Genomic DNA, 23,784 nt, shown 5'->3' on the forward strand with positions numbered 1-23,784 from the left:
ACTTTTCCGACTCTCGCCTGGGAGAATCCTTTAATACTCCATCCTGACTTTGCGTGGCAACCTCTGTGTCTGTACCTGCTCAACCGATGATCTTGGATCACCACTTGAAGCACCAGAATTCTCAAGTTTCGGAGGTGAATTACTATCATAACCACTATCTCTGTCTTCTTGCCTTTGTTTAGGCGGTGTTCTTAGTCCACTCGGGCCTGCATGTGTAGGAAAATTGAATGGCGACTGTGCAGGCGACAATGCTTGAAAACGAAGCTCAGGGTCAATGGCCAGTTCATGGTCTTTGTTGATTACAGAGCTTTCCATGATTTTAGTTATCACACAGTGAGAAATGTATGGATTGGAAAAGTCTATACCGTATACCTCACTGCTTCCATTCACTGATAGCTTTGCTTGAGTTCTACCATCAAGATCATTAAGTACAGTATAATTGAATGCACGATTTATATTACCTGCTTCTTCCTTTGTTAAAAGCCTAGCTCCCCTACAATTTTGCATAATAGGTATAAGAATTGAGGCTTCTTTTCTATTTGAAGGGGAAGCACACATAAAGCCATATATTATCACTCCTGTTGATTGACCAATAGATTCTACTATCATATCTTTAAATAACTTCACTCTATGATTAATGCTACTGTCAACTCCAAGATACATACCTTCAAGCCATGTCTTATACCTTATTACACTATCAATAAAACGAGCGTCATCAAAAACGTTCTTGATATATACACTATTACCTTCACCCTTCAGAAGGTTCTTAGGAACATTTTCATATCTTGCTTTCATCCTTGATAAAAACTCACGCTCAAATTGCTTGCGTGATTCTTTATTATCAAAATTACCGTGCCACAAATAATCTTTTTTGTTAGACGCTTTAGTAACTATTCTACAAGCTGGCATACCTTCTAGAATATCTTTTTTAAGTGAAGAAGCCAAATGAGACTTCAAATTAAAAATTACACCCTTATCTATAGGTGCTAGAAACTCAATCCTACCTTGTTCATCTTGAGACCACTTTCCTTTACTGGTGTTAAACGGAAAAGATTCAATATTAAAAATTAAATTAGCTGTATTTAACACTACCTCATCCGTATCTCCTTCTTCAATACCGTAGAACTCACCTACTATCTTCCTTTTTATACTGTCCAGATATCTGCTGCACTGATACCTATCCATACCTTTATCAAATGAAACTACAATACAGTCCTCCCCGTACCTGCTTTGCAACGTAAAATTAGTTTCAACTGTGTTACGATTATAATTATGTACATTAAAAGCGTTAATCAACGCCCTTACTGTTTCTGTATTAGGCATACCAACCTCCCCATTTTTAAATTACAACAACTACCCTTTACTTAACGTTTCATAGAACTACCAGGTTCGTTTTTTTTCTGCTCAGACTGACGCCTCCTTTCTTCTACTCTTCTGGCTGCGTCACTATGGTCATCATATCTTGCTCCTTTAGCATGCGTCACTATTCCACCACCTGGTCCCTTATTCTGCTCATTCCATTCTTTTTCTCCCTTAAACCTTTCCTTACCATTATCATTTGGCATATTGCCCTCCAGTAAAAATATTATGTAATTAATATACTAAAAATAAAATTAAGTGCAAGCACTTTTTTATATTTTTTTTAAAAAAAATTTATTCACTCTTTTTCATAAAATTCAGTTTTCTAGATTCCGCTAACACGTAGCGGAATGACGAATATACCGCCACGAACCGTCATACCGCGATTCATTCGCGGTATCTCATCCGCTAACAAGAGATCCCGCTAACAAGTAGCGGGATGACGGTTGTCAGGGTAGCTGTCATCCCAGTGCCCAGACACTGGGATCTAGTCTTTTTTCCATCAAAAACACTCCCTTCTAACATAAAACCCTACACTTATCAAACCTAATGTACATCCTGGATTCCAGTACTGGAATGACATGGTGAGGCGTCATCCAAGTAGCTGACGCTGGTTTCCATCCAAGAGGGTGTCATCCCAGTGCCCAGACACTGGGATCCAGTCTTTTTTGTCATCTAAGTATTAGCTATCCCCACTATGGTGTCTTTCCTACTGACTGACCTTCTACACATTTCTCAACTTTTACATCATTAGTCAATCCTTTTGGTGGTTGAGCATTACTCACAGAACCTTCATTCTCAGGACCATTCCAAAAACCAACTGGAAAATTGCACTCACAGTCAGCAACAGAGCTTCTAGCAGATTGTTCGGGGGCGTCTTTGCTAGGAATAACAGAGTCTTGAGTATTCGAAGCTTTTCCGTTAGAAACAAGACTAGCATATTGATTCGAAGCTTTTTTGTCAGAAACAAAGCTTTGAGCAGGTTGGCTTGAAGCTTGATAGGTATTGTTGTTACCTTGCCCTGTCTTTTTTTTCCAATCACTATCGCATCTGCGAATATCCTCATCTCGTACCTTCCCCGTCCCCGTTGCAGGCTTTGGAGCAGGTGAATACCCAGCCATCTTTGGTTCCTTAGGCTCCGCTTTTTCTGGTTTTTGTGAACTTTTATTATTCTCATTATTCATAACTTGTTTATGTGAAAGGTCTATCGGAATTTTTAGAGATTCTGGTAAAAGATCAAGCTCTGGTTTGTTCAGAACAACCGGCCTTACAAATCCGGGTGAAACTTCAAAAATGGAAACTGGCACTTTAGGTTTTTCTCTTTCATCCACTTTCATTTCTACGTCTTCGCAAACTTCTTTATTTTCTTCTTTTAATGATGTTTTTTCTGCTTTTTTATCTTCTTTTTCTGTAGATGCCTCTACCGCAGCCGCCAACTCAACTCCAAACATCTCTGCGAACATTGTAACAATCCATCCGACAACGGCCATTTGTAACCTGAGTTTAAGATCTTGCAATGCAGTTAACCTTTCTAACGCCCTTGCAAACTCTTCTTCTGATAACTCACCACTGCCTAATTTCTCCTGCAATTCTTTTATCTCTTTGTCCAACCTCTTGTCCCAACTCAAATCTAAATTATTTGTGAAGATCTTCTTGATTAACTCCTTAAGCTTGTCACGCAAAAACTTCATTATCGCAGCAATCAGGTTCTTTTCTTTCTTCTCCTTGAGCATTTGGTAGATTTTCGGATCATCTACATCTACTTCAAAGAGGTTGAAGAGAGATTCAAAGAAATTCCAGAAATCTCCTAGCACTCTTTCTCTTTCACCATTGAAATAATCTTCATCATCTCCTTCGGTATGTAGCTCTGCTTGAGATGATATTTCATCGATACAATATAATATGTTGCAAATGTTATGCCAAAGAGTATAATAAAATCTACATCAAATACTTTATAAGAAAAAGTGATGGTAGAGGCAAAAGTGAACACTAATTTTGAAAAAGCAGCAAGAATAAAAAATATTATTGAAAGGTTAAATGGCGTCTGATATAATATAGTGTAAAGATGTAAATAATTTTATTGACATCTTTACGTTAACACTTCTTAAATGTTTAGTACTGTAGAATTAAGTTTTATGAAGGGAGTAAAAATGGTGGAAAGCTTTTCAGGTAACAATGAAGACAGTAATTTTATTGAGGGGAAAAAAATAATGGAAAATTTTTCAGATAATAACGAAAACGGTAGCTCAATCTTCCAAGGAAAAATCAGGGAGCAAGATTTCTCTGCGGAGCAGAAGTTAAATGAACTGAAAGCAGCCATAGAGAAGCTTGACAGACAAGATTTGCTCAGAAGGCTCGAGTGTGAGCGTCAGGCTTCTAGTTGTATCGATGAAATATCATCTCAAGCAGAGCTACATACCGAAGGAGATGATGAAGATTATTTCAATGGTGAAAGAGAAAGAGTGCTAGGAGATTTCTGGAATTTCTTTGAATCTCTCTTCAACCTCTTTGAAGTAGATGTAGATGATCCGAAAATCTACCAAATGCTCAAGGAGAAGAAAGAAAAGAACCTGATTGCTGCGATAATGAAGTTTTTGCGTGACAAGCTTAAGGAGTTAATCAAGAAGATCTTCACAAATAATTTAGATTTGAGTTGGGACAAGAGGTTGGACAAAGAGATAAAAGAATTGCAGGAGAAATTAGGCAGTGGTGAGTTATCAGAAGAAGAGTTTGCAAGGGCGTTAGAAAGGTTAACTGCATTGCAAGATCTTAAACTCAGGTTACAAATGGCCGTTGTCGGATGGATTGTTACAATGTTCGCAGAGATGTTTGGAGTTGAGTTGGCGGCTGCGGTAGAGGCATCTACAGAAAAAGAAGATAAAAAAGCAGAAAAAACATCATTAAAAGAAGAAAATAAAGAAGTTTGCGAAGACGTAGAAATGAAAGTGGATGAAAGAGAAAAACCTAAAGTGCCAGTTTCCATTTTTGAAGTTTCACCCGGATTTGTAAGGCCGGTTGTTCTGAACAAACCAGAGCTTGATCTTTTACCAGAATCTCTAAAAATTCCGATAGACCTTTCACATAAACAAGTTATGAATAATGAGAATAATAAAAGTTCACAAAAACCAGAAAAAGCGGAGCCTAAGGAACCAAAGATGGCTGGGTATTCACCTGCTCCAAAGCCTGCAACGGGGACGGGGAAGGTACGAGATGAGGATATTCGCAGATGCGATAGTGATTGGAAAAAAAAGACAGGGCAAGGTAACAACAATACCTATCAAGCTTCAAGCCAACCTGCTCAAAGCTTTGTTTCTGACAAAAAAGCTTCGAATCAATATGCTAGTCTTGTTTCTAACGGAAAAGCTTCGAATACTCAAGACTCTGTTATTCCTAGCAAAGACGCCCCCGAACAATCTGCTAGAAGCTCTGTTGCTGACTGTGAGTGCAATTTTCCAGTTGGTTTTTGGAATGGTCCTGAGAATGAAGGTTCTGTGAGTAATGCTCAACCACCAAAAGGATTGACTAATGATGTAAAAGTTGAGAAATGTGTAGAAGGTCAGTCAGTAGGAAAGACACCATAGTGGGGATAGCTAATACTTAGATGACAAAAAAGACTGGATCCCAGTGTCTGGGCACTGGGATGACACCCTCTTGGATGGAAACCAGCGTCAGCTACTTGGATGACGCCTCACCATGTCATTCCAGTACTGGAATCCAGGATGTACATTAGGTTTGATAAGTGTAGGGTTTTATGTTAGAAGGGAGTGTTTTTGATGGAAAAAAGACTAGATCCCAGTGTCTGGGCACTGGGATGACAGCTACCCTGACAACCGTCATCCCGCTACTTGTTAGCGGGATCTCTTGTTAGCGGATGAGATACCGCGAATGAATCGCGGTATGACGGTTCGTGGCGGTATATTCGTCATTCCGCTACGTGTTAGCGGAATCTAGAAAACTGAATTTTATGAAAAAGAGTGAATAAATTTTTTTTAAAAAAAATATAAAAAAGTGCTTGCACTTAATTTTATTTTTAGTATATTAATTACATAATATTTTTACTGGAGGGCAATATGCCAAATGATAATGGTAAGGAAAGGTTTAAGGGAGAAAAAGAATGGAATGAGCAGAATAAGGGACCAGGTGGTGGAATAGTGACGCATGCTAAAGGAGCAAGATATGATGACCATAGTGACGCAGCCAGAAGAGTAGAAGAAAGGAGGCGTCAGTCTGAGCAGAAAAAAAACGAACCTGGTAGTTCTATGAAACGTTAAGTAAAGGGTAGTTGTTGTAATTTAAAAATGGGGAGGTTGGTATGCCTAATACAGAAACAGTAAGGGCGTTGATTAACGCTTTTAATGTACATAATTATAATCGTAACACAGTTGAAACTAATTTTACGTTGCAAAGCAGGTACGGGGAGGACTGTATTGTAGTTTCATTTGATAAAGGTATGGATAGGTATCAGTGCAGCAGATATCTGGACAGTATAAAAAGGAAGATAGTAGGTGAGTTCTACGGTATTGAAGAAGGAGATACGGATGAGGTAGTGTTAAATACAGCTAATTTAATTTTTAATATTGAATCTTTTCCGTTTAACACCAGTAAAGGAAAGTGGTCTCAAGATGAACAAGGTAGGATTGAGTTTCTAGCACCTATAGATAAGGGTGTAATTTTTAATTTGAAGTCTCATTTGGCTTCTTCACTTAAAAAAGATATTCTAGAAGGTATGCCAGCTTGTAGAATAGTTACTAAAGCGTCTAACAAAAAAGATTATTTGTGGCACGGTAATTTTGATAATAAAGAATCACGCAAGCAATTTGAGCGTGAGTTTTTATCAAGGATGAAAGCAAGATATGAAAATGTTCCTAAGAACCTTCTGAAGGGTGAAGGTAATAGTGTATATATCAAGAACGTTTTTGATGACGCTCGTTTTATTGATAGTGTAATAAGGTATAAGACATGGCTTGAAGGTATGTATCTTGGAGTTGACAGTAGCATTAATCATAGAGTGAAGTTATTTAAAGATATGATAGTAGAATCTATTGGTCAATCAACAGGAGTGATAATATATGGCTTTATGTGTGCTTCCCCTTCAAATAGAAAAGAAGCCTCAATTCTTATACCTATTATGCAAAATTGTAGGGGAGCTAGGCTTTTAACAAAGGAAGAAGCAGGTAATATAAATCGTGCATTCAATTATACTGTACTTAATGATCTTGATGGTAGAACTCAAGCAAAGCTATCAGTGAATGGAAGCAGTGAGGTATACGGTATAGACTTTTCCAATCCATACATTTCTCACTGTGTGATAACTAAAATCATGGAAAGCTCTGTAATCAACAAAGACCATGAACTGGCCATTGACCCTGAGCTTCGTTTTCAAGCATTGTCGCCTGCACAGTCGCCATTCAATTTTCCTACACATGCAGGCCCGAGTGGACTAAGAACACCGCCTAAACAAAGGCAAGAAGACAGAGATAGTGGTTATGATAGTAATTCACCTCCGAAACTTGAGAATTCTGGTGCTTCAAGTGGTGATCCAAGATCATCGGTTGAGCAGGTACAGACACAGAGGTTGCCACGCAAAGTCAGGATGGAGTATTAAAGGATTCTCCCAGGCGAGAGTCGGAAAAGTTCCCTGTGTTGCTTCCAGTAAATCAGTTGGATGTTCCTGGAACGAGTAGAGAGTTCCTGCCATCGCCGCAGTTGAGTTCTAGTGGACCTTCATCATGGAAAGGTGCTACTAAAAATGTGCCAGCATGGACTAGTGCTTGGTCTCAGCAACCGAACCGTTGGTCATTACCAGCTCCAAGTGTATGGTCATTGTCACAGAGTGGACCTTCATCATGGAAAGGTGCTCAGGCAGGTGCTAACATTAGTGAGAAAGAAGAAAAGTTGATTGAAGCATTGCTTTATACATTGAACTTAACGAATTATACTTATGGTGGTGTTTATACTAACTTTTTTGCAAAAGATGGGAAAATTGTTAGTTTACTCCATGATAATGTTGATAGAGAGAAATATTTTCAGGCAGTAGAAGAGTATTGTAAAGGTGAGGAAGAAGCAAGAGGACTTTGCGATCTCAATGAGTTTCCATTTAAACTTAATTATGAAGAAAAAAAAGGAAAAACAGTTGTTGCTAATATAAGTAGTGGTGCTTTATCTAACTTAAAAATCCTTTTTAGTCAGAAGTTTGGGGAAAACGTAGATGCTATTGACATTAGTGCCGTCAAGAAGGTAGAGAAACGTGAAAAGGACGAATGGGTAGATCACCAGCTAAAAGATTCTCTTGAAGAAGCATGTGAGGGTTGTTTTTCTGATGAAGAGGCAATTGAAGAAGCATGTCAGGATTGTTTTCCTGATGAAGGGGCAATGAAAATAATTCCAATTGCATTTGAAGAAGGTAAATACGTGCTTGACCGTAGTGGTGACACTTGTGAAGTAGAATTGTTGTTCAGAGAGCAATTACGACGGTTTAGGGGTACATCATTGGAAAAGCGTAAGTCTTCTGATAAACCTCTTACCGAGGAAGAAAAAAACTTGTTTAAAGAATTGCTTTATGCGTTTAACTACAGTAATAATAATTTCGACCTTCCTGATACTAACTTTATTGTAAAAAATGGGAAGATTGCTAGTTTAATTCCTGATAGTGTTGATGTAAAAGAATATTTAGAGGAGGTAAAAAAGAAGACGAAAGAAGCCTATGATCTAGATGAGTTTCCATTTGAATTTCTTTCTAATTGTGAGAAAAACCAAGAAACAACAGTTGTTGCTAATATAAGTCGTGGTGCCTTATTTAACTTAAAAAAACTTTTTATTTATGGGTATAAGAAAAAAGCGGAAACAGGAGATATCGACATTAAAATAGGAGATATCGACATTAACACTGTCGAAGAGGCAGTGAAATCTAAAAAGTACGAATTGGTAAATTCCAAGGTGAAAGGAATAGAAAGAGAAGGAGGATATTACGATAGGATAAAACATTGCGAAGCAGTTACAGCCTGTTATCCTGATGAAAACGCATTAGAAGACATTCCAATTGGGAAATACAAAGCTGGATACCGGCTTGACCATACTCGTGGACCTTGGGAAACAGAGTCGCTTTTGGAAGAGCTAAAGTATGCTAAAGATAAATCAAAAGCTAAAAAGATGAAGTCCGAAGATAATAAAGACAGCGGTATCTCTTCAGGGGAGGCGACTGATGCTGAAAACGTAAGCTCTAAAGCTGAGGCAATAACAAGTAGTGGTTATGAGTCTATGGATTGTGAGAATACTAGAGGAGGATCGCCAAAACGTTCTGGAGAAGAGGTGGTTCAAGCTTTTAAGAAGCAATGTATCATCTCTACACAAATTGAGGATGTTACTTCGGAATCCTTCGGGCAGAGACAAGGTTCAATAGTAGGTTGATTTTTTTTGAAGGTAATTTAAGCTTAATCTAATCCACTGTTCTTAGCCACCTAAGTGTTTTGTTAGGGTTGGAGCCAAAGTCCCTGACCCTGAAAGCACTGGTGTTAGTTTTTCTTGTCCATTGCAGATATTGCACCGTACTGTCTACTTGATCATCATGGCGAACTTCCGGGAACATTAAAATTTCGTACTCAAAATCATTGAGCCATACTGCTTGCTGTGGCAGAAAAACCCTGCCAGACTCTATCACCGGAACAATTTGATAAAATCGAGTGAGTTTGTCATTGTGTGGAATTATTTCGATAATCGGTAGATCGCTATTTGCCTTTAGCTCTTGTGTTAATTGTTGACCACTCGTTTTTGCTTCAATCAAAATTGCGTGTGGCGTCCATCTTGCAGCTAGTGACAGAACTTGCTCTTTAAGCTTTGGATACTCAAGCTTTGCTCGATATACATCAAGTAAATAGAATTTATTATCTATTTTTGCCCAGGTGGTGCAGACGCTAAAGTCGCTGGAATCGTTTGTTGAAACTGCAGTGTCCCAGCTTTGAGTTACATGTGAGAGATTATCAGGGAAATTTTTATAGCGCTTTAGCCACTCTTGTTTAATTATACCACTTGAAAGCGGCAGAGGATTTTGTTGATATTGAGCAGCAAAAGCGTAACTCCCGAGTTCAACTTTTATCATCTCAACTTCTTCTCTTCCTCCCTCCAGGGGATATAATAACTCATTTTCTTCTCTTGAGTATAATACTCTTGCAGGTAGTGTCATTCCAGCACTTGATGCTGGAATCCAGTCTTTTGCGGTTGAATTTTCTGGATCCCAGTGGGCTTTGTTGCATAGCAACCGAAAAAATCTGGTGGCTACTGACAAAATTCATTATAAATAACCATTTAACTGTTGAAGAAAAAATATGCCACAGAAAATGAAAGTCAGTAACCAAAATGAATATAACAAATTTCTCCAGGAAAGAGGAAATATTTTTCATTATATCAATGAAGCCATAGAAAATTGGTATGAAAATAGTCCAAAAATGCAAGGCGGCAACTATATTTACAGTGATAAAGTTGTGATTTTGGTGCATATAATTGTCAATCTTTTTAGAATTGGTTTAAGACAAACGGTGGGGTTTATAAAAGGATATCTGCAACAAATAGGAAGAGATTTGCAGCTATTCACAAGCATCAAAAGAAACTTAATATTAAGATCAATGATTGCAGAAAATAATATGGAAGACATCGAAATTGCTATAGATAGTACAGGTATCAGCATTTACAACAATACCCCTGAAGGAAAATAGCGCTGACAGAGTGGCTATGAACAGACAAGAAAATTGCATGTAATGTTGAATATAAACTGCAAAAAAGCCATAGCTGTAAAATACAGTAACGGTCTGATCACTATGGAGCTTGCGATTTGCTTAAAGAAGTTCATGTCATAAAAGCACTATATGCAGATAGGGCATATGATAGGCACAAGTTTTACAAATTGTGTCACGAATATGATATAAAGGCAAAAATTCCACCAATAAACAATGCGGCAGAACATCCAGAAATAGATTATATGTCTGACAGAAATGCTGCTATTAGGTTAATAAAATTATACGGTGAAGATGGCGTGAAAGAATGGAAAAAGAAGTAAATTATGGGAAAAGATCTTATATTGAAGGGTTTTTCTCAAGATTAAAGCAAATATTTGGATTCAGCTTTAGGAATAAATCCGAAGTAAATCGCGAAAAAGAATTGCTGATTAAGTGCTATTTGCTTAATCAATTTACTGAAATTGGTATGGCTAAATTTGAAATGGCTACATGATATTTATCGTAAATTACTACCAGTATAAGGTGCGATGCAACAAAGCCATCCCAGTGTCTGGGCACTGGGATGACAGGAGGGGGGGTTGGAATGACACCAGTATGGTTATTAATTGAATAAATAACCTCCTTATTTTCAGAAATCATTGGCAAACAAATGTGATGCCATATGTTTTTTGGCTTAGATAAGAGGTGCCCAGTTAAGTCTTCCAGGTGGAGCCTATGCATCACAAGCACAATTACTCCTTTTTTTCTATCGTTGAGTCTCGTTACCAAAGTCTGATCGAACCAATTTGTGGCACGTTTTCTAAATGTCTCACTCAAAGCTTGAGCAGGGTTAAGCGGATCATCCACAATAATAAAGTCACCACCTTCACCGGTTAATGTTCCTCCAACTGATGTTGCGATTCTGTATCCTCTCTGCACTGTTTGGAATTTGTATTTGGTATTCTGGTCTTTGGATAATTTTACCTCTGGAAATAGTTCTTTATACCAATTGGATTGCATTATGCACCTCGTATCGAGCGAATGTTTTTCGCTAAGCAACTTAGAATAACTTGCAACTATTATTCTTGCAGTTGGCTGATTTCCCAATATCCATGCGGGCCACGCAACACTCACACATATGGACTTCATTGAACGCGGAGGCATATTGAATATTATGCGCCTTACTTCGCCAGCATTCGCTGCTTCCAGCCTATCTGCTATGACTTTTATGTACTGATAATCATTATACTCACATCCCGGCACCACTGTTTGAAAGCACAGTTCAATGAATTTTAGAAAATTTATATTATCCATATGTGTATTTTAGTGAATGGAATGTAGACTTTAATGGTTTTGATTTGTCTTGTAAGATTGAGGTGTTACAATGGCAGGCTTACAATGCTGCTAATTTAGTAAATAACCTACGAGTGCTATTTCTTCAACTTTATCGAAGTAAAGAATTGATTTCCATTGCGGTAAATGAGCAACATTATTGAATCTTTACCGTTTTTCTTTACTGCTGAATCAACTTGTTTTTGAAAATCATTAGTATTTTCTATATCGGTTCCATCTAATTGGATAATAATGTCTCCTTTTTTAATACCACGCAGCGTGGCATTACTGTTACTATCTACATTAGTAACTATCACACCTTTTGTAGGATTACTTTCTTTTGATTCTTTTGGCAGGTTTGAAACAGTTAAACCAGTTATGTAATCGGATGTTGATCTATTTTCTTCTTGATTATTACCTTGATCATCATTTGCAGATTCTTTAATCACAACCTTAATATTGACCTCTTTGCCTTTTCTAAGTAACTTAATTTGTACTTTTTTTCCAGGTTCAGTTCTTGAAACCATTTGAGGCAGTTGTGTCATTCTATCAATTTTTTTATCATCAAATTCTAATAATATGTCACCCACCTTAATTCCACCTTTTTCTGCAGGGCTATCCTTTACTATACTTGCAACCAGTGCACCTTTTGTATCTTTTAAACCCAAAGACTCAGCAAATTCTTTCGTTATAGGCTGAACTTGCACACCAAGCCAACCATGTTTTATTTTTTTGCCACTTTTTAATGCGTCAATAATTGACATAGCTAAATTAGATGGTATAGCAAAGCCTATACCCACGTTGCCGCCAGACTCAGATGGGGAATAGATAGCGGTGTTAATGCCTATAACTTTTCCATTTAAATCAAATAATGGCCCTCCAGAGTTGCCTCTATTAATTGCAGCATCAGTTTGGATAAATTCATTCATAGTGCCGATACTAATGTCTCTGGACCTTGCAGATATAATTCCTGTGCTTACAGAGCTACCCAAACCAAATGGGTTACCTATTGCAATAACTGTATCGCCAACCCTTGCTGTATCAGAATTGCCAAATGCAACAAAAGGAAGATCTTTATTAGAATGAACCTTAAGCACAGCAAGATCAGTCCTTGCATCATAGCCTAAAACTTCTGCTTTGAAATAAGTATTATCGTTCATAGTAACTGTGATATCTTGGGCGTTTTTAATAACGTGATAATTGGTTACTATAGTTCCACCTTTATCTATAATAAACCCAGAACCAAGCAACACCACCTCTCTGTGAACACTAGGGCCCCTATCCATAAAAAACTGATCAAAATGCTCAAAAAATTCTCTAAAATCATCAAAGAAATTATTTCTTGGCATAGGTGGAACTCTAGTTCTGCTATTATTTTCTTGTTTGATGATTTGTTCGCTTGAAATATTTACAACCGCAGGAATGAGTTCTTCCACTAAATCGGCAAGTCCTTGATTACAGTTACATGCAGTAGTGCTAGCATCAACGACCTTTTTTGCATTCCAATCAAACATATTAGCGTACGAAGAAAATGCAATTAGAAAATATGCAAATATAGATAAAATAAATGCCTTACTTTTCATAAATTATTTCCATCCTTTGTTTAAAATATCTAAAAAGTTATTGTTTGGTGAAAGTACAAATTTAGTATTATTTTCGACAAATGATTTACTGTAAGCGCTCATGGAGCGATAAAAGTTAAAAAACTCTTCATCAACCTTAAATGCCTCATTATAAATTCTAGTTGCTTCAGCATAACCACGGCCCCTTATTTCATATGATTCTTTTACTGCACTGGAGATAATTTCCCTTTTTAATTTATCAGCTTTTGATCTAACTTCCTGCCCAGCTTGCTCTCCTTCTGCTCTAATTTCTTTTGCTTCTTTTTCCCTTTCAGTTTGCATACGGCGAAATATTGCAGAACTATTTTCTTCTGGTAAATCTGCTCTCTTAATTCTTACATCTATTATTTCTATGCCAAATTTTTCAGCTTCAGAATAAACTCCACGCTGAATCAATTGCATAACCTCTGATCTTTTTTCGTTCAACAAACTAATCAACGAAAATCTACCTATATTTTCTCTTATGTGTGCTTCTATAACCGGATACAATCTTCTAACCAGCCCTGATTCATTTCTCACAGCCTGGTAAAAAGTAACAGGATTTGTTATTTTATATTTTGCATACGCATCTACTATAATACGTTTTTGATCCGCTGTTATCACTTCCCTTGGGATCTTATCAGGACTTAAATCTAAAACTCTTTTATCAAGAAACTCTACACTATTTATGAATGGTAACTTAAAATATAAGCCACTTTCCCTAACATCTCTTACAACTTTACCGAGTTGTATAACTATCGCTTGCTTTGTTTCTTGCACAACAAATATTGAATTAAATAAAACAATCAATAAAACAATAAATACAGAAACAAAAACAATTTTAATATTACTACTCATGGTTATTTCCCTAAATTTGTAAGAGGTAAATAAGAAAACATACCTTTCAGATCATCAGTTACAACAACTTTGTCTACCTTACTGAAAATATTTTCCATAGTTTCAAGATAAATACGATTCTTAACGAGAGAAGGATTCTGTCTATATTCCTCATAAAGAGATAAAAAGCGATTTGCATTACCTTTTGCTTCATTTATTACTTCATTCTCATATGCCTCTGCATCTAATTTTATCTTTATCGCTTCACCCTTTGCTCGAGGTATAATATCGTTATTATAAGCGTATGCTTCGTTTATAGTACGCTCTTTGTCTGCACGAGCGCTTTGTACATCTCTAAACGAACTGATTACTTTTTCTGGTGGATCAATTTTTTTCATTTGAACAGATAAAATCTCTATGCCCATTTGGTATCCATCAAGAATCTGCTGCAATAGAATTCTAGTATCTCTAGAAATTTCTGGCCTGCCTTGACCAAGTGCAAAAGAGATCGTGTTTTTACCTATTATTTCTCTCATGGCACTTTCAGCAGCATTTTTAACACTGAAACCGGGTTTGTAATCCCGCACTTTGAATAAATAGTCTTTAGCATCTCTAACGCGCCACTGAACCTCGAAGTTAACGTTGACTATATTTTCATCTCCAGTTAGCATCACACCTTCACCACGATCTGTATCTCGTCCATAAGAACTACTTACCCCAATTTCTTCACGATTTACTTCCTTAACGTTCACTTTAAAAACCTTGCCAATAGGGTAGGGGAAGTGATAACGCAAACCAGGTGTTTCTGTATTAGAATATCTACCAAAGGTAAGTTCTATACTTTCTTCACTAGGATGGACAATATAAAAGCCAGTGCAAGCATAGAGCAGCAAAATAATGACAATGATGAAATAAGGTTTTTTGCCCCTGTTTCTGGTTAATCCATTAAGAAAGAACCTTATATCAGATACAGCTTTACTTAAAATATCTTCATTATTAGGAGTTTTGTTCCCTACCGGTTTCTTTCCCAGATTCCAAGGATTATTATCATCAAACATAATGATTGATTCTATAATTAATGCGTTAATATTACTTATTTAAATAAGAAAATGCAAATATAAATTACTATTTCATTTACAAATTAATTGTCAGGGTGAAAAACATGATCATACACTTCCTTTTCTCTATGTAGTATGGTCGACTCTATAGAATTTTCTGGCTTTTTTTTGAATTCTTTATTGTCACTCTTTAAGTGCACTACGTCTTCGTGAAAATGGGAATTATACCTAAATAGTAAAGCTATTATTATTAAAGTTATAACAGCCAAAAAGATGAGTGTTCTTTTTCTATACCTCATAAATGCTGCAGCTTCTTGACCTAATTTTCCACACTATCAAAAAACACGTCAAGCGAAATTATTTGAAGACAAATAAATACTGGCAATCAATTTAACACTAACTTAAGAATCAAGGAATACAATTATAATATATTTAATTAATAGTGAGGTTTAAAATGTCACCTAATGAAAAAAATTCTGTTGTAACTGAACAAGGAAATGATCTTGGTTTGAATAAAACGACGCAAGATTCATTAAATTTAGAGGCTGCTAAGGATCCCAAGAAGCTAAAAGAAAGAATTACTGACCTGTTAAAAGGGAATACAGAATTCTCTAAGATGAAACAAGGAGATAAGATTCTTGTAGTAAGTGCAGCAAGTGGATTATTTACGGCAGTACTACCACTTTTGGCAGTTGGTGCAACACTTGCTATACCAGGTGCTATAGTTGGTCTTGCTTTATATTTCGCTGTAAAAGTCGCTGTAAAAACAGTTCAATCTGGATATAAAGGGCTCAAATGGTCAGCAGAAAAAACAGTTGATGGGGCGAAATATACTGCCGAAAAAGTTAAGGACGCATCAACATACGCTGCCGGAAAAGTTAGAGATGGTGCTGTGCATGTTAAAGATAAGGTGGGAGAAGGTGTAGATTCACTGAAAAAAAGCTTTAAGGAAAGGGATAGAGTTGTATTTTACAATCATGCTAAGGAAGGTGCTGCTATAGAAAAAATGACAAAGTTTCCTGAGGAAGATCGCAAGAAAGCCGGTAAAATAAAGTACGAACTAAAAAAGATTTTTGCTGATAAAGGAGATAATTCTAAGTTAGTAAAAAATATACTTTCTGGAATATTGTTAAAAATTGATTTAAAAATAGCAGAGGAGGCAAAATCAGAATCGATAGAGCATACTCCTAAGTGGCAAGTACAAAAGGACTTCATTAAGCATTTGGATGAAAAAGATTTGCGTGTCTTGATAAAACAGAAAGCATTGCCTAGCGATGTTTATTTCATCGACCGTGTTTTCTCTGAACATCACGATGAAATTAAGGAAGTTATTGCGAAATGCAAAGAAGATCATATTCTCAAAGGATCACTTAAAATGCGTAGTAACATGTTTGAAGAAGGTAGTGCTAAACCTAGCAGATCTTTATCATTCTCTTTACTGGGAAGAAAAAGCTCTGAACAATCTAACAGCTTGTCAAGAAGCACTTCAATGGGTTCACTAGATTCTGTAAGGACTGATAGTACAGAGCCACCTATAAAAGTAGGAAATAGCACTTTTTACGTTGGTACTCCTATTCCAACTGAAAATACTGATAAAACTGCAACAATAGGAGGAAGACCAGGAGTTGCACGACGTAATAGTACTAGCAACCTTACTAGGGTAGGAACTCCAGAAGTACCAACTAGAAGCGCCTCATTGACTAACTTAAATGGACAAAGTTCTTTCAGTGAAGATGTTCTCAGTGATCCTAAAGTAAACCAATATCTTGGTAATTCGAATAAAGGAACTCTAACTCGCAGTAATTCTTTTGATAGTGCAAGAGGTTTATCTGGTCCTTCTACACCAACAAGCTCATTAGAAAGATTGGAACAATCTTTCAGTAAAGATGAAGTTGGGGCAGCAATGGAGAAAAACTTAAAAGAATTTAGTTTAAGTGCTAAAACTGAATCTACATTACACAATTCTTTTAGTAATCGTAATGGTTCTGATAGTGGATTCAATTCATCAACCTCTTCTCCAGCATATATAGTGCTTACTAACGAAGATGGCAAGGGAAAAACCCAAGCTGACTTAAACCCGACAAGTCACACACTATGGGAGAAGCCTTCTACGAAAGTGGATGAAGTTAAGCCAGAATCTACGCAGGTGAAAACAGTAGGATAAACAAAACCACTCACTTTCTCCAAAGGATGTTACTCAATGAGTAACATCCTTTTTTGTTTTTGACTATAGTCGACTTAAATTTACAATTAGACTTTTTACATTATCCTCTGTCATTCCAATACCCTCTCTTGTCATCCCAGTGCCCCATAAGTGTTGAAAGTATCAAAAATAACGTGATATGAGATGATCAACGGCATGTAAATTACCTCCCGACAGTAAAACAATCGAACGTATAAAAGAGTCATTTAGATCCAATGTGAATTGCAGTAATGCTATTTTGAACCCATGTAGATTATTTTTGATTTTATAAACAAGAAATAACAAAGCCGTAATAATAATCATGTACCTTCATGCCATTCATAGTATGGCTTAAAAAGTGCTTATATCCAAGATTTTGCTTTATAAATTTAAAGAACACTTCTATATCCCATCTGCGCCTATATAGCTCTGTTACTTCATAAGCTGGCATTTCAAACAAGTTTGTCAAAAACCATATTTCATCTCCAATTTTATTTCTGATTTTTATTAGCCGTAGATCATGCTTTTCTGCCACTTTACCTCGTGCACGATAAAGATTAACTATTATATCTTCTAAAATCTCTGATCCATCCGATTTTTGTTCTCTTATAACTTTGTTCCTGCTTATAACATCATGTTTTCTTCCTACTTTAACTCTTGTGATAAATTTGTACTCCTTTTCATCAAATTCGGCAAAAGTTCCAACTTTTCTGATTCCTCTATCAAATAATAAAATATCCTCTTTTTCAACTTTAGCTTCATTAATTGCTCTCACTAATGCTATATCTTCACTACTTTCTTCTTGTCCTTTACAAAATCTTATACTTGTCGGCAATTGATCCTTTAATCCTACACTCACTTTAACTTGACTGTCGTTACTTTTACCGCCTATTTTTAGCCCATCTTTTATGAGATATCCCGATAAATTTATGATCGTCGAATCAAACTTATGTAAGTTATTTGATGTTTTTTGGGGTAATAGCTTTTTAATCTTGCTCATCAAATCAATATATACTCCCTTAAAATATTCTGGATTTATAACTTTTAACCTTTTTGACAAACCACTGTATGTTACTGTACTTTTATCGCTATTCTTATCCATTATACACCTGTTTATTACCATTTCTAGCGCTCTTAGGCTTGTTTTTTGCCCCATTAATATTAACTTCATTAGACCTTTAAATATAATCTTGCCCAACAATTTAGTATTACATTTATCTACTTCACTTAATTTTCCTAGCCTTTCTAAATCCTCATCTTTTATTAAATTTAGTACTCTTTCTATTTGATCCATTATTGCCTCCATTTTCTTGCAATAATAGTTCTTTATGTCTTTCTTGTGTTACTTTCAACACTTATGGGGCGCTGGCCTGACAACCGTCATCCCGCTGCTTGTTAGCGGCTGAGAGATACCGCGGCGGCATGACGTAGGAAAACCTTTCTTGGGTTAGCTATAAAGTGTATTAGGCGGGCAAAGACTTTACCATAATTTGATACCTGCGTTAGTATTTATTTAACATTTATACCAATATATATAACTTTACTGCTGTTAAAATTTTCTGTAAATCGAAGTTAAAAAATAAGGTAATTTTATGCTAAATATTAATAATACGGTTAATTATGAAATTAATGTTAAACAAAAATACAGTTGGTCTACTGTATTTGCTTGGTTGTACTTAAAAACAATTGGACGAATACTACCAAAGAAATGGAACAAATGGGCGGAAAATATTCTATCTAATAAAGTAACATTTCAAGATATGACAATGCAGACCGAATGTATTGAAACAACGGATAAAAGTGTTGGAGCTGACTTAAAACCTGAGGTTGTAGAGAAAGGGAGTCAAAGTGAAGTAATAAGTAAGGATGGAGAGGTTCAAACTAATAAAGTAACATTTCAAGATACGACAATGCAGACCGAGTGTGTCGAAACAACGGATAAAAGTTTCCAAGTTAATTTAAGACCTGAAGTTGCAGAAGAAGAGAGCCAGAGTGAAGTAATGAGTGAAGATGAAGGAATTCAAACTGAAGTAAGTGATGAATTCATTGATGAAGACTACGATAGTATGGAAGAAGTAAGCACAGAGGAGGATGAAGAATTGAATGAACAACTGGAAGATATAAGTCAGGAACTAGAACTTGAACGTTCACAAAATATCCTCCTAAAAGAGGAAAATGAAGAATTGAGGTCTAAACTTGCAGAATGCGAAAAAGATTATACGGAATTGGAAGATGTTTCAGGCCAACTAGAAGAAGAGCTCTCAGCAGAATCAAAGGAAAAATCTAAATTGATATTTGGACTAAGCGAAAGACTAATTAAGTGCAATATAGAATCTCTAAATGAAATAAAAAGACCTCTGGTTGAAGTAGAAAAGGATATAAAAATAAATAGTTTAATGCGGTTAAATGAAGGATTAGATGAAGATAAAAAGGAAATGGAAGCTAAAGTAGAGGATCTTAGAAAACACTTGCAAAGTGCTCAGGAATCTAAACAACAACTGGAGAAAGAAAGAATTGATTTAGAAAGTAAATTGAAAGATTTAAGTAGTCAATTAAGCACTGTAGTAAGCGAGAAAAAGGACTTAGAAAATAAGGTTGCTAGGTTACAAGAACAAGTTGAACATCTGAATGCAGAACTAGAAAGAGTAAGAAGTATTGCAATATCGTCTATTGGAGAGTGTACAAAAACACTTGATGAAAATTTGAAATTAAAAAATCAACAGATTGAAAGTTCAACAACTGAACATGGACAACAAAATGCGAAAGAAAAGTCAAGAAATGGGAATGTTCAAAAAGGACAAACAAAGGTTCAAAAGCCAGATGCAGAGAGTTGTATGGGCACAGTTTCAAAAACCACTAACAGGATAAAAGGCATACCTAATTCCTTGATAAATTCCTCCGTATCTGTTCAGCAGAGTGGCAAAATAAGGTAGACGAGAAAAGACAACTATAGGAATAAATGGGTGTCATTTCAGTGCGTGACACTGGTTTCCATCCAAAAGGGTGTCATCCCAGTGCCCAGACACTGGGATCCAGAAAATTTGATTGTGTACTATACAACATAAAAGCTGGATTCCAGACTGGAATGACATCACAGGGGCACTGGAATTTTTGTTTCAATATTTGTACATTAGCCATGCATCTGAACAGATACATTCCTCTTATATTGCACAAGCATACATCAAACCGCCAGAAAATAGTTAGAGTAGGCTTTTAGCATAAAGCACCAGCTCCTCTTTTGTTAAAGTGTAGGAGCTGTCTTCCCAATGTTGCCTGAGCAACTCTAAGTTTTTACCTAAACTTTTTCCTGGCTGGTGACCTATATTTATCAAATCATTACCAGATAGAGGAAATTTTGGAATATTGAATGTATTAGCAAATGAAATGTATTTATCAACATTTTCTCCAGACTCAACACCACAAATTTTTACTAAATCACAATATAATTCTCTACCAAATAAAGATATGTATTTTTTTTGCTCTTTTTCTGAAAGTTCTGTTTTGATATCGTTGGATAGTAAAAATAGCAGCTTTTTCTTTTGCTTGTTCGAAAGACGTAAAAACTTACTTATGTATTCTCCAAGACTTAGCCTGTCATTTTTTTTAGTGGTCCTAAGGAGTAACGCTAATTTTACTAGTGCATCAGTGCCCAAAAGAAGTGGCGAAGACAGAATTTCGCATTTTACTTCTTTTGGGATAATCTTTTGCAAAACATCAGATTCTTGCATGCTCTTAAGTGTTGGAAAAGGATCATTGCACTCCAGCAATTTAAGTATTTCATCTCTTATTCTCTCTCCAGAGAGGTTTTGGATCATATGCGAATGCTTTTTGCATACGCTTAGTATTTCATCACTCAAATCTCCGACGCATATTTTTGCATGAAAACGAAATGCTCTTAAAATACGTAGATAGTCTTCTTTAATTCTATCTTCAGCGTTGCCTATAAAGTTTAACCTTCGCGCCTTTAAGTCCTCTATACCACCAAAGTAGTCATATATATGGCCATGCTTATCTGCATATAGAGCGTTAAATGTAAAGTCGCGCCTTGAAGCATCAGCTTGCCAATTATTAGTAAATTCTACTTTTGCATGCCTGCCATCACATTTCACATCATGCCTTAGTGTTGTGATCTCAAAAGATCTTTGATTTAGAACCACAGTAATAGTTCCATGTTTTAAGCCAGTTGGAATAGTTTTTATATTACGGAGTTTTAGCGCTTTAATCGTTTGATTGGGAAGCAAATTAGTAGCTAAATCGATGTCGTGGACATCACGTTGCAAAATTGAGTCTCTCACACATCCGCCGACAAGCCTAGCCTCACCACCAAATTCCTCTATGGCATCAATAATTAAACTAATTTCACGGTCAACTTGCATTTAGGTTAGTACGTACTGCAAGTTCATATTATATGAAATGCCTGCAAAAGCCCTATATAAAAATATGCAGGGCTATGAAGATTTATTTTACAAGTATTTGTTGTGGATGAAATGGTTGTTCTGCCATCGATTCCGTACCACATCTTGAACTTAGTAAACTTGAAGGGTTTTGCTCTTCAGAGCACTCTATGCGCTGCTTTATATCACTAACGCACTGCTCTACAACATCACAAATTTTTCCATTAGCATTTTCTGCCAATAACTCATCAAATCTCTTCTCAACCTCTGCTCTCTCAGAGATATCCTTTGAAAGGTTACAATACTCTAAGATCTCGTCTAGCTGAAGTTGTTTTGCTAATAGATGATCTTCTTGCTCTTGCTCTTGTTTAAGTTTGGTTTCCTCTTGCAGTTGTTTTGCTAAACTTTTGTTTATATCAAGCAATGGTTCGAAATGAGAATAGCCTTTGTTTATTATATGCACAATACTACTATCATTATAATCAACTTTATTGTATTCACCTGCACTTTTTGAACCTGAATTGTCTATTAATTCATGCAAAAACCGATCTTGTTGGGTGTCAATAGCATGCAATGGGTTACTCTCTATAACATGTAATTTTACACCATACTTTTCACAAAGTATCCTAGCTTCAACATAAGAGCTACCCCACCTACCGTTACGCATAATGTCTGCTGTATAATCATCTACAGTTTCACTACGGTGCTGGCCATCATTATCGTAACTGTTAGCAATAGAATGTACAAACCATTCTGGCGGATTGTTTTGTGCAAATTCCTTGCAGTCCACCCGTAGCTGTTCAACAGTAACTTTTATCTCTTTCTGCTGCTCTAACCCCTGTCTAAACGAGTCAAAAAAAACAGCTTCCATTATCAATTGCTTGCCCGACATAGAAATCATCAGGGTAAGAGTTACTATTTAAAAGAGGTATTTCTTGCTCGGAGCTCCTGGACCTTTTCACACTTTCAATACCGTGAAAACCACTTGATGATTTCCGTTTCCTAAGTACATTCATTTGCCCTGAGATCTTGGGCCTTTTTATTTCAACCTCAACATCATGAAAGTCACTTGATAATTTCCGTTTCCTAGATTCAGCCATAATTTTTACCTTAATTTAAGCAATATATTACTATACCAACAAAACTGTCAATAAGTAACTAATTAAGTATAGCAGAAATTTTTAAATTATGCAATAATTATAGCTTTAAGTAGCAAATATGAGTTTTAACTGTGGTATAGTTGGGTTACCAAACATAGGAAAATCAACCTTATTTAATGCGCTTACAGAGTCAAGTGCAGCCGAAGCTGCGAATTATCCTTTTTGCACAATCGAGCCAAATATAGGCAAGATTTCGATAAAAGATCAACGTTTGAAACAAATCGCAGCAATTGCAGGCTCAGAGAAGGTAATCTACAACCAATTAGAAGTTGTAGATATTGCAGGTCTGGTAAAGGGTGCGAGCAAAGGTGAAGGGCTCGGCAATAAATTTTTAAGCCATATCAGAGAAGTTGATGCCATCGTTCATCTGCTCAGGTGCTTTACGGATGACGATATCAGCCATGTACACAGTAAAATAGATCCAATATCAGATGCTGAAGTGGTAGAAATGGAGTTAATCCTAGCTGATATTGATAGCATAGAAAAAAGGCTTCCTCAATTGGAAAAGAAAGCAAAGCAAGGTGATAAAGAGCTAAAGAGACAACTTGAATTAATGCAAGAGGTATTAGCTACTTTAAAATTAGGTAAACCTGCAAGAAGCTTGGAGAATATCGATGGAGATGAGATGAAGTCGCTTCAATTGCTGACAACAAAGCCCGTTATGTACGTTTGCAATGTTGAAGATACAAATGTTATAACTGGCAATGAATTATCTAAAAAGGTAGAGAAAGTGGCGGAGGAAAATAAAAGCAAATTTTATTGCATTTCAGCAAAACTTGAAGCAGATATTGCAAATCTTGATAGTGAAGAGGAAAAACAGAGTTTTTTATCAGAATTTGGCTTACAAGAATCAGGCCTTGATGGAGTAGCGCGTATTATGTATGAAGTGCTGAGTATGATAACTTTCTTTACTGTGGGCCCCAAAGAAGCACGTGCATGGCCAGTAAAAATAGGATCAACAGCTGACAAAGCTGCAGGTGTAATCCACACTGATTTTGAGAAAGGCTTTATAAAAGCAGAGACGATAAGCTTTGCAGACTACATAAAGTATGGAAGTGAATTAGCTTGCAAAGACGCAGGAAAAATTCGCTTCGAAGGCAGAGATTATATCGTACAAGATGGTGATATAATGCACTTTAGGTTTAATGTGTAG

Annotated in this window: 17 protein-coding genes and 3 pseudogenes; 8 read left to right on the forward strand and 12 right to left on the reverse strand. The window is 36.3% G+C overall.

What is annotated here, in order from left to right; all coding sequences use genetic code 11:
- Window positions 1-30: 30 nt before the first annotated feature.
- The 3 genes from OPR26_RS04115 to OPR26_RS04125 form a co-directional block, all read right to left on the reverse strand.
- Entirely contained in the window at window positions 31-1,323 is a 1,293-nt protein-coding gene (locus OPR26_RS04115; RefSeq protein ID WP_265015539.1) for a hypothetical protein, read from the reverse strand.
- A gap of 41 nt (window positions 1,324-1,364) precedes the next feature.
- Window positions 1,365-1,565, reverse strand: a complete 201-nt coding sequence (locus OPR26_RS04120) for a hypothetical protein (RefSeq protein WP_265015540.1) — start codon at window positions 1,563-1,565, stop codon at window positions 1,365-1,367.
- A gap of 489 nt (window positions 1,566-2,054) precedes the next feature.
- Window positions 2,055-3,173 carry a gas vesicle protein GvpG gene (locus OPR26_RS04125; RefSeq protein ID WP_265015541.1) on the reverse strand — a complete coding sequence of 373 codons (1,119 nt, stop codon included), beginning with the start codon at window positions 3,171-3,173 and terminating at the stop codon, window positions 2,055-2,057.
- A 336-nt stretch (window positions 3,174-3,509) separates the two neighbouring features.
- On the opposite strand from OPR26_RS04125, the gene OPR26_RS04130 reads away from it, so the two are divergent.
- The 4 genes from OPR26_RS04130 (at window position 3,510) to OPR26_RS04145 (ending at window position 8,766) form a co-directional block, all read left to right on the forward strand.
- Complete coding sequence (locus tag OPR26_RS04130; RefSeq protein ID WP_458694444.1) at window positions 3,510-4,940, forward strand: hypothetical protein; 1,431 nt, start codon at window positions 3,510-3,512, stop codon at window positions 4,938-4,940.
- Window positions 4,941-5,429: 489 nt separating this feature from the next.
- Window positions 5,430-5,630 carry a hypothetical protein gene (locus tag OPR26_RS04135; protein ID WP_265015540.1) on the forward strand — a complete coding sequence of 67 codons (201 nt, stop codon included), beginning with the start codon at window positions 5,430-5,432 and terminating at the stop codon, window positions 5,628-5,630.
- Between the two features lie 41 nt (window positions 5,631-5,671).
- Window positions 5,672-6,964, forward strand: a complete 1,293-nt coding sequence (locus OPR26_RS04140) for a hypothetical protein (RefSeq protein WP_265015539.1) — start codon at window positions 5,672-5,674, stop codon at window positions 6,962-6,964.
- Window positions 6,965-6,999: 35 nt separating this feature from the next.
- Window positions 7,000-8,766 carry a hypothetical protein gene (locus OPR26_RS04145; RefSeq protein ID WP_265015538.1) on the forward strand — a complete coding sequence of 589 codons (1,767 nt, stop codon included), beginning with the start codon at window positions 7,000-7,002 and terminating at the stop codon, window positions 8,764-8,766.
- A 28-nt stretch (window positions 8,767-8,794) separates the two neighbouring features.
- On the opposite strand, the pseudogene terL reads toward OPR26_RS04145, so the two are convergent.
- Window positions 8,795-9,529: pseudogene (gene terL / locus OPR26_RS04150) on the reverse strand (phage terminase large subunit); the annotation flags it as partial.
- A 163-nt stretch (window positions 9,530-9,692) separates the two neighbouring features.
- Between terL and OPR26_RS07505 the strand changes: the two are divergent.
- A pseudogene (locus OPR26_RS07505) lies at window positions 9,693-10,581 on the forward strand (IS5 family transposase).
- A gap of 62 nt (window positions 10,582-10,643) precedes the next feature.
- Here OPR26_RS07505 and OPR26_RS04170 read toward each other — a convergent pair.
- From OPR26_RS04170 to hflK, 4 genes and pseudogenes are all read right to left on the reverse strand, one after another.
- Window positions 10,644-11,381: pseudogene (locus tag OPR26_RS04170) on the reverse strand (hypothetical protein); the annotation flags it as partial.
- Between the two features lie 116 nt (window positions 11,382-11,497).
- On the reverse strand, window positions 11,498-12,982 hold the full coding sequence (locus OPR26_RS04175; protein WP_265015547.1) for a DegQ family serine endoprotease: 1,485 nt from the start codon (window positions 12,980-12,982) through the stop codon (window positions 11,498-11,500).
- A 3-nt stretch (window positions 12,983-12,985) separates the two neighbouring features.
- Window positions 12,986-13,858, reverse strand: a complete 873-nt coding sequence (gene hflC / locus OPR26_RS04180) for a protease modulator HflC (RefSeq protein ID WP_253302617.1) — start codon at window positions 13,856-13,858, stop codon at window positions 12,986-12,988.
- A gap of 2 nt (window positions 13,859-13,860) precedes the next feature.
- Window positions 13,861-14,895 carry an FtsH protease activity modulator HflK gene (hflK, locus tag OPR26_RS04185; protein WP_265015548.1) on the reverse strand — a complete coding sequence of 345 codons (1,035 nt, stop codon included), beginning with the start codon at window positions 14,893-14,895 and terminating at the stop codon, window positions 13,861-13,863.
- A gap of 454 nt (window positions 14,896-15,349) precedes the next feature.
- Between hflK and OPR26_RS04190 the strand changes: the two genes are divergently transcribed.
- Entirely contained in the window at window positions 15,350-17,059 is a 1,710-nt protein-coding gene (locus tag OPR26_RS04190; protein WP_320157293.1) for an actin-bundling T4SS effector WalE1 family protein, read from the forward strand.
- A gap of 304 nt (window positions 17,060-17,363) precedes the next feature.
- On the opposite strand, the gene OPR26_RS04195 is transcribed toward OPR26_RS04190, so the two are convergent.
- Entirely contained in the window at window positions 17,364-18,383 is a 1,020-nt protein-coding gene (locus OPR26_RS04195) for an IS4 family transposase (protein ID WP_265015549.1), read from the reverse strand.
- A 286-nt stretch (window positions 18,384-18,669) separates the two neighbouring features.
- Here OPR26_RS04195 and OPR26_RS04200 point away from each other — a divergent pair, with 286 nt between their 5' ends.
- Window positions 18,670-20,010, forward strand: coding sequence for a hypothetical protein (locus OPR26_RS04200; protein WP_265015550.1), 1,341 nt, complete (start codon window positions 18,670-18,672; stop codon window positions 20,008-20,010).
- 267 nt (window positions 20,011-20,277) lie between these two features.
- Here the strand turns inward: OPR26_RS04200 and OPR26_RS04205 are convergent, their stop codons facing one another.
- The 3 genes from OPR26_RS04205 to OPR26_RS04215 all read right to left on the reverse strand — a co-directional run bounded on the left by OPR26_RS04205 (window position 20,278) and on the right by OPR26_RS04215 (window position 22,571).
- Entirely contained in the window at window positions 20,278-21,453 is a 1,176-nt protein-coding gene (locus OPR26_RS04205) for a CCA tRNA nucleotidyltransferase (protein ID WP_265015551.1), read from the reverse strand.
- 82 nt (window positions 21,454-21,535) lie between these two features.
- Window positions 21,536-22,363 carry an OTU domain-containing protein gene (locus OPR26_RS07365; protein ID WP_406827459.1) on the reverse strand — a complete coding sequence of 276 codons (828 nt, stop codon included), beginning with the start codon at window positions 22,361-22,363 and terminating at the stop codon, window positions 21,536-21,538.
- A complete protein-coding gene (locus OPR26_RS04215; protein WP_265015552.1) occupies window positions 22,323-22,571 on the reverse strand; it encodes a hypothetical protein in 249 nt (82 codons plus the stop codon). Before OPR26_RS04215 ends, OPR26_RS07365 begins: the two co-directional genes overlap by 41 nt.
- A 118-nt stretch (window positions 22,572-22,689) precedes the next feature.
- Here OPR26_RS04215 and ychF point away from each other — a divergent pair, with 118 nt between their 5' ends.
- Complete coding sequence (ychF, locus tag OPR26_RS04220; protein WP_265015553.1) at window positions 22,690-23,784, forward strand: redox-regulated ATPase YchF; 1,095 nt, start codon at window positions 22,690-22,692, stop codon at window positions 23,782-23,784.

The organism is Wolbachia endosymbiont (group A) of Anoplius nigerrimus, from assembly GCF_947251795.1.
Lineage (GTDB): Bacteria > Pseudomonadota > Alphaproteobacteria > Rickettsiales > Anaplasmataceae > Wolbachia.

What these genes read in the sequence shown, in the direction of transcription:
- OPR26_RS04115 (WP_265015539.1), bottom strand. Translation starts at nt 1,323, where the DNA reads ATGCCTAATACAGAAACAGTAAGGGCGTTGATTAACGCTTTTAATGTA.
- OPR26_RS04120 (WP_265015540.1), bottom strand. Translation starts at nt 1,565, where the DNA reads ATGCCAAATGATAATGGTAAGGAAAGGTTTAAGGGAGAAAAAGAATGG.
- OPR26_RS04130 (WP_458694444.1), top strand. Translation starts at nt 3,510, where the DNA reads ATGGTGGAAAGCTTTTCAGGTAACAATGAAGACAGTAATTTTATTGAG.
- OPR26_RS04135 (WP_265015540.1), top strand. Translation starts at nt 5,430, where the DNA reads ATGCCAAATGATAATGGTAAGGAAAGGTTTAAGGGAGAAAAAGAATGG.
- OPR26_RS04140 (WP_265015539.1), top strand. Translation starts at nt 5,672, where the DNA reads ATGCCTAATACAGAAACAGTAAGGGCGTTGATTAACGCTTTTAATGTA.
- OPR26_RS04175 (WP_265015547.1), bottom strand. Translation starts at nt 12,982, where the DNA reads ATGAAAAGTAAGGCATTTATTTTATCTATATTTGCATATTTTCTAATT.
- hflC (WP_253302617.1), bottom strand. Translation starts at nt 13,858, where the DNA reads ATGAGTAGTAATATTAAAATTGTTTTTGTTTCTGTATTTATTGTTTTA.
- hflK (WP_265015548.1), bottom strand. Translation starts at nt 14,895, where the DNA reads ATGTTTGATGATAATAATCCTTGGAATCTGGGAAAGAAACCGGTAGGG.
- OPR26_RS04190 (WP_320157293.1), top strand. Translation starts at nt 15,350, where the DNA reads ATGTCACCTAATGAAAAAAATTCTGTTGTAACTGAACAAGGAAATGAT.
- OPR26_RS04195 (WP_265015549.1), bottom strand. Translation starts at nt 18,383, where the DNA reads ATGGAGGCAATAATGGATCAAATAGAAAGAGTACTAAATTTAATAAAA.
- OPR26_RS04200 (WP_265015550.1), top strand. Translation starts at nt 18,670, where the DNA reads ATGCTAAATATTAATAATACGGTTAATTATGAAATTAATGTTAAACAA.
- OPR26_RS04205 (WP_265015551.1), bottom strand. Translation starts at nt 21,453, where the DNA reads ATGCAAGTTGACCGTGAAATTAGTTTAATTATTGATGCCATAGAGGAA.
- OPR26_RS07365 (WP_406827459.1), bottom strand. Translation starts at nt 22,363, where the DNA reads ATGTCGGGCAAGCAATTGATAATGGAAGCTGTTTTTTTTGACTCGTTT.
- OPR26_RS04215 (WP_265015552.1), bottom strand. Translation starts at nt 22,571, where the DNA reads ATGGCTGAATCTAGGAAACGGAAATTATCAAGTGACTTTCATGATGTT.
- ychF (WP_265015553.1), top strand. Translation starts at nt 22,690, where the DNA reads ATGAGTTTTAACTGTGGTATAGTTGGGTTACCAAACATAGGAAAATCA.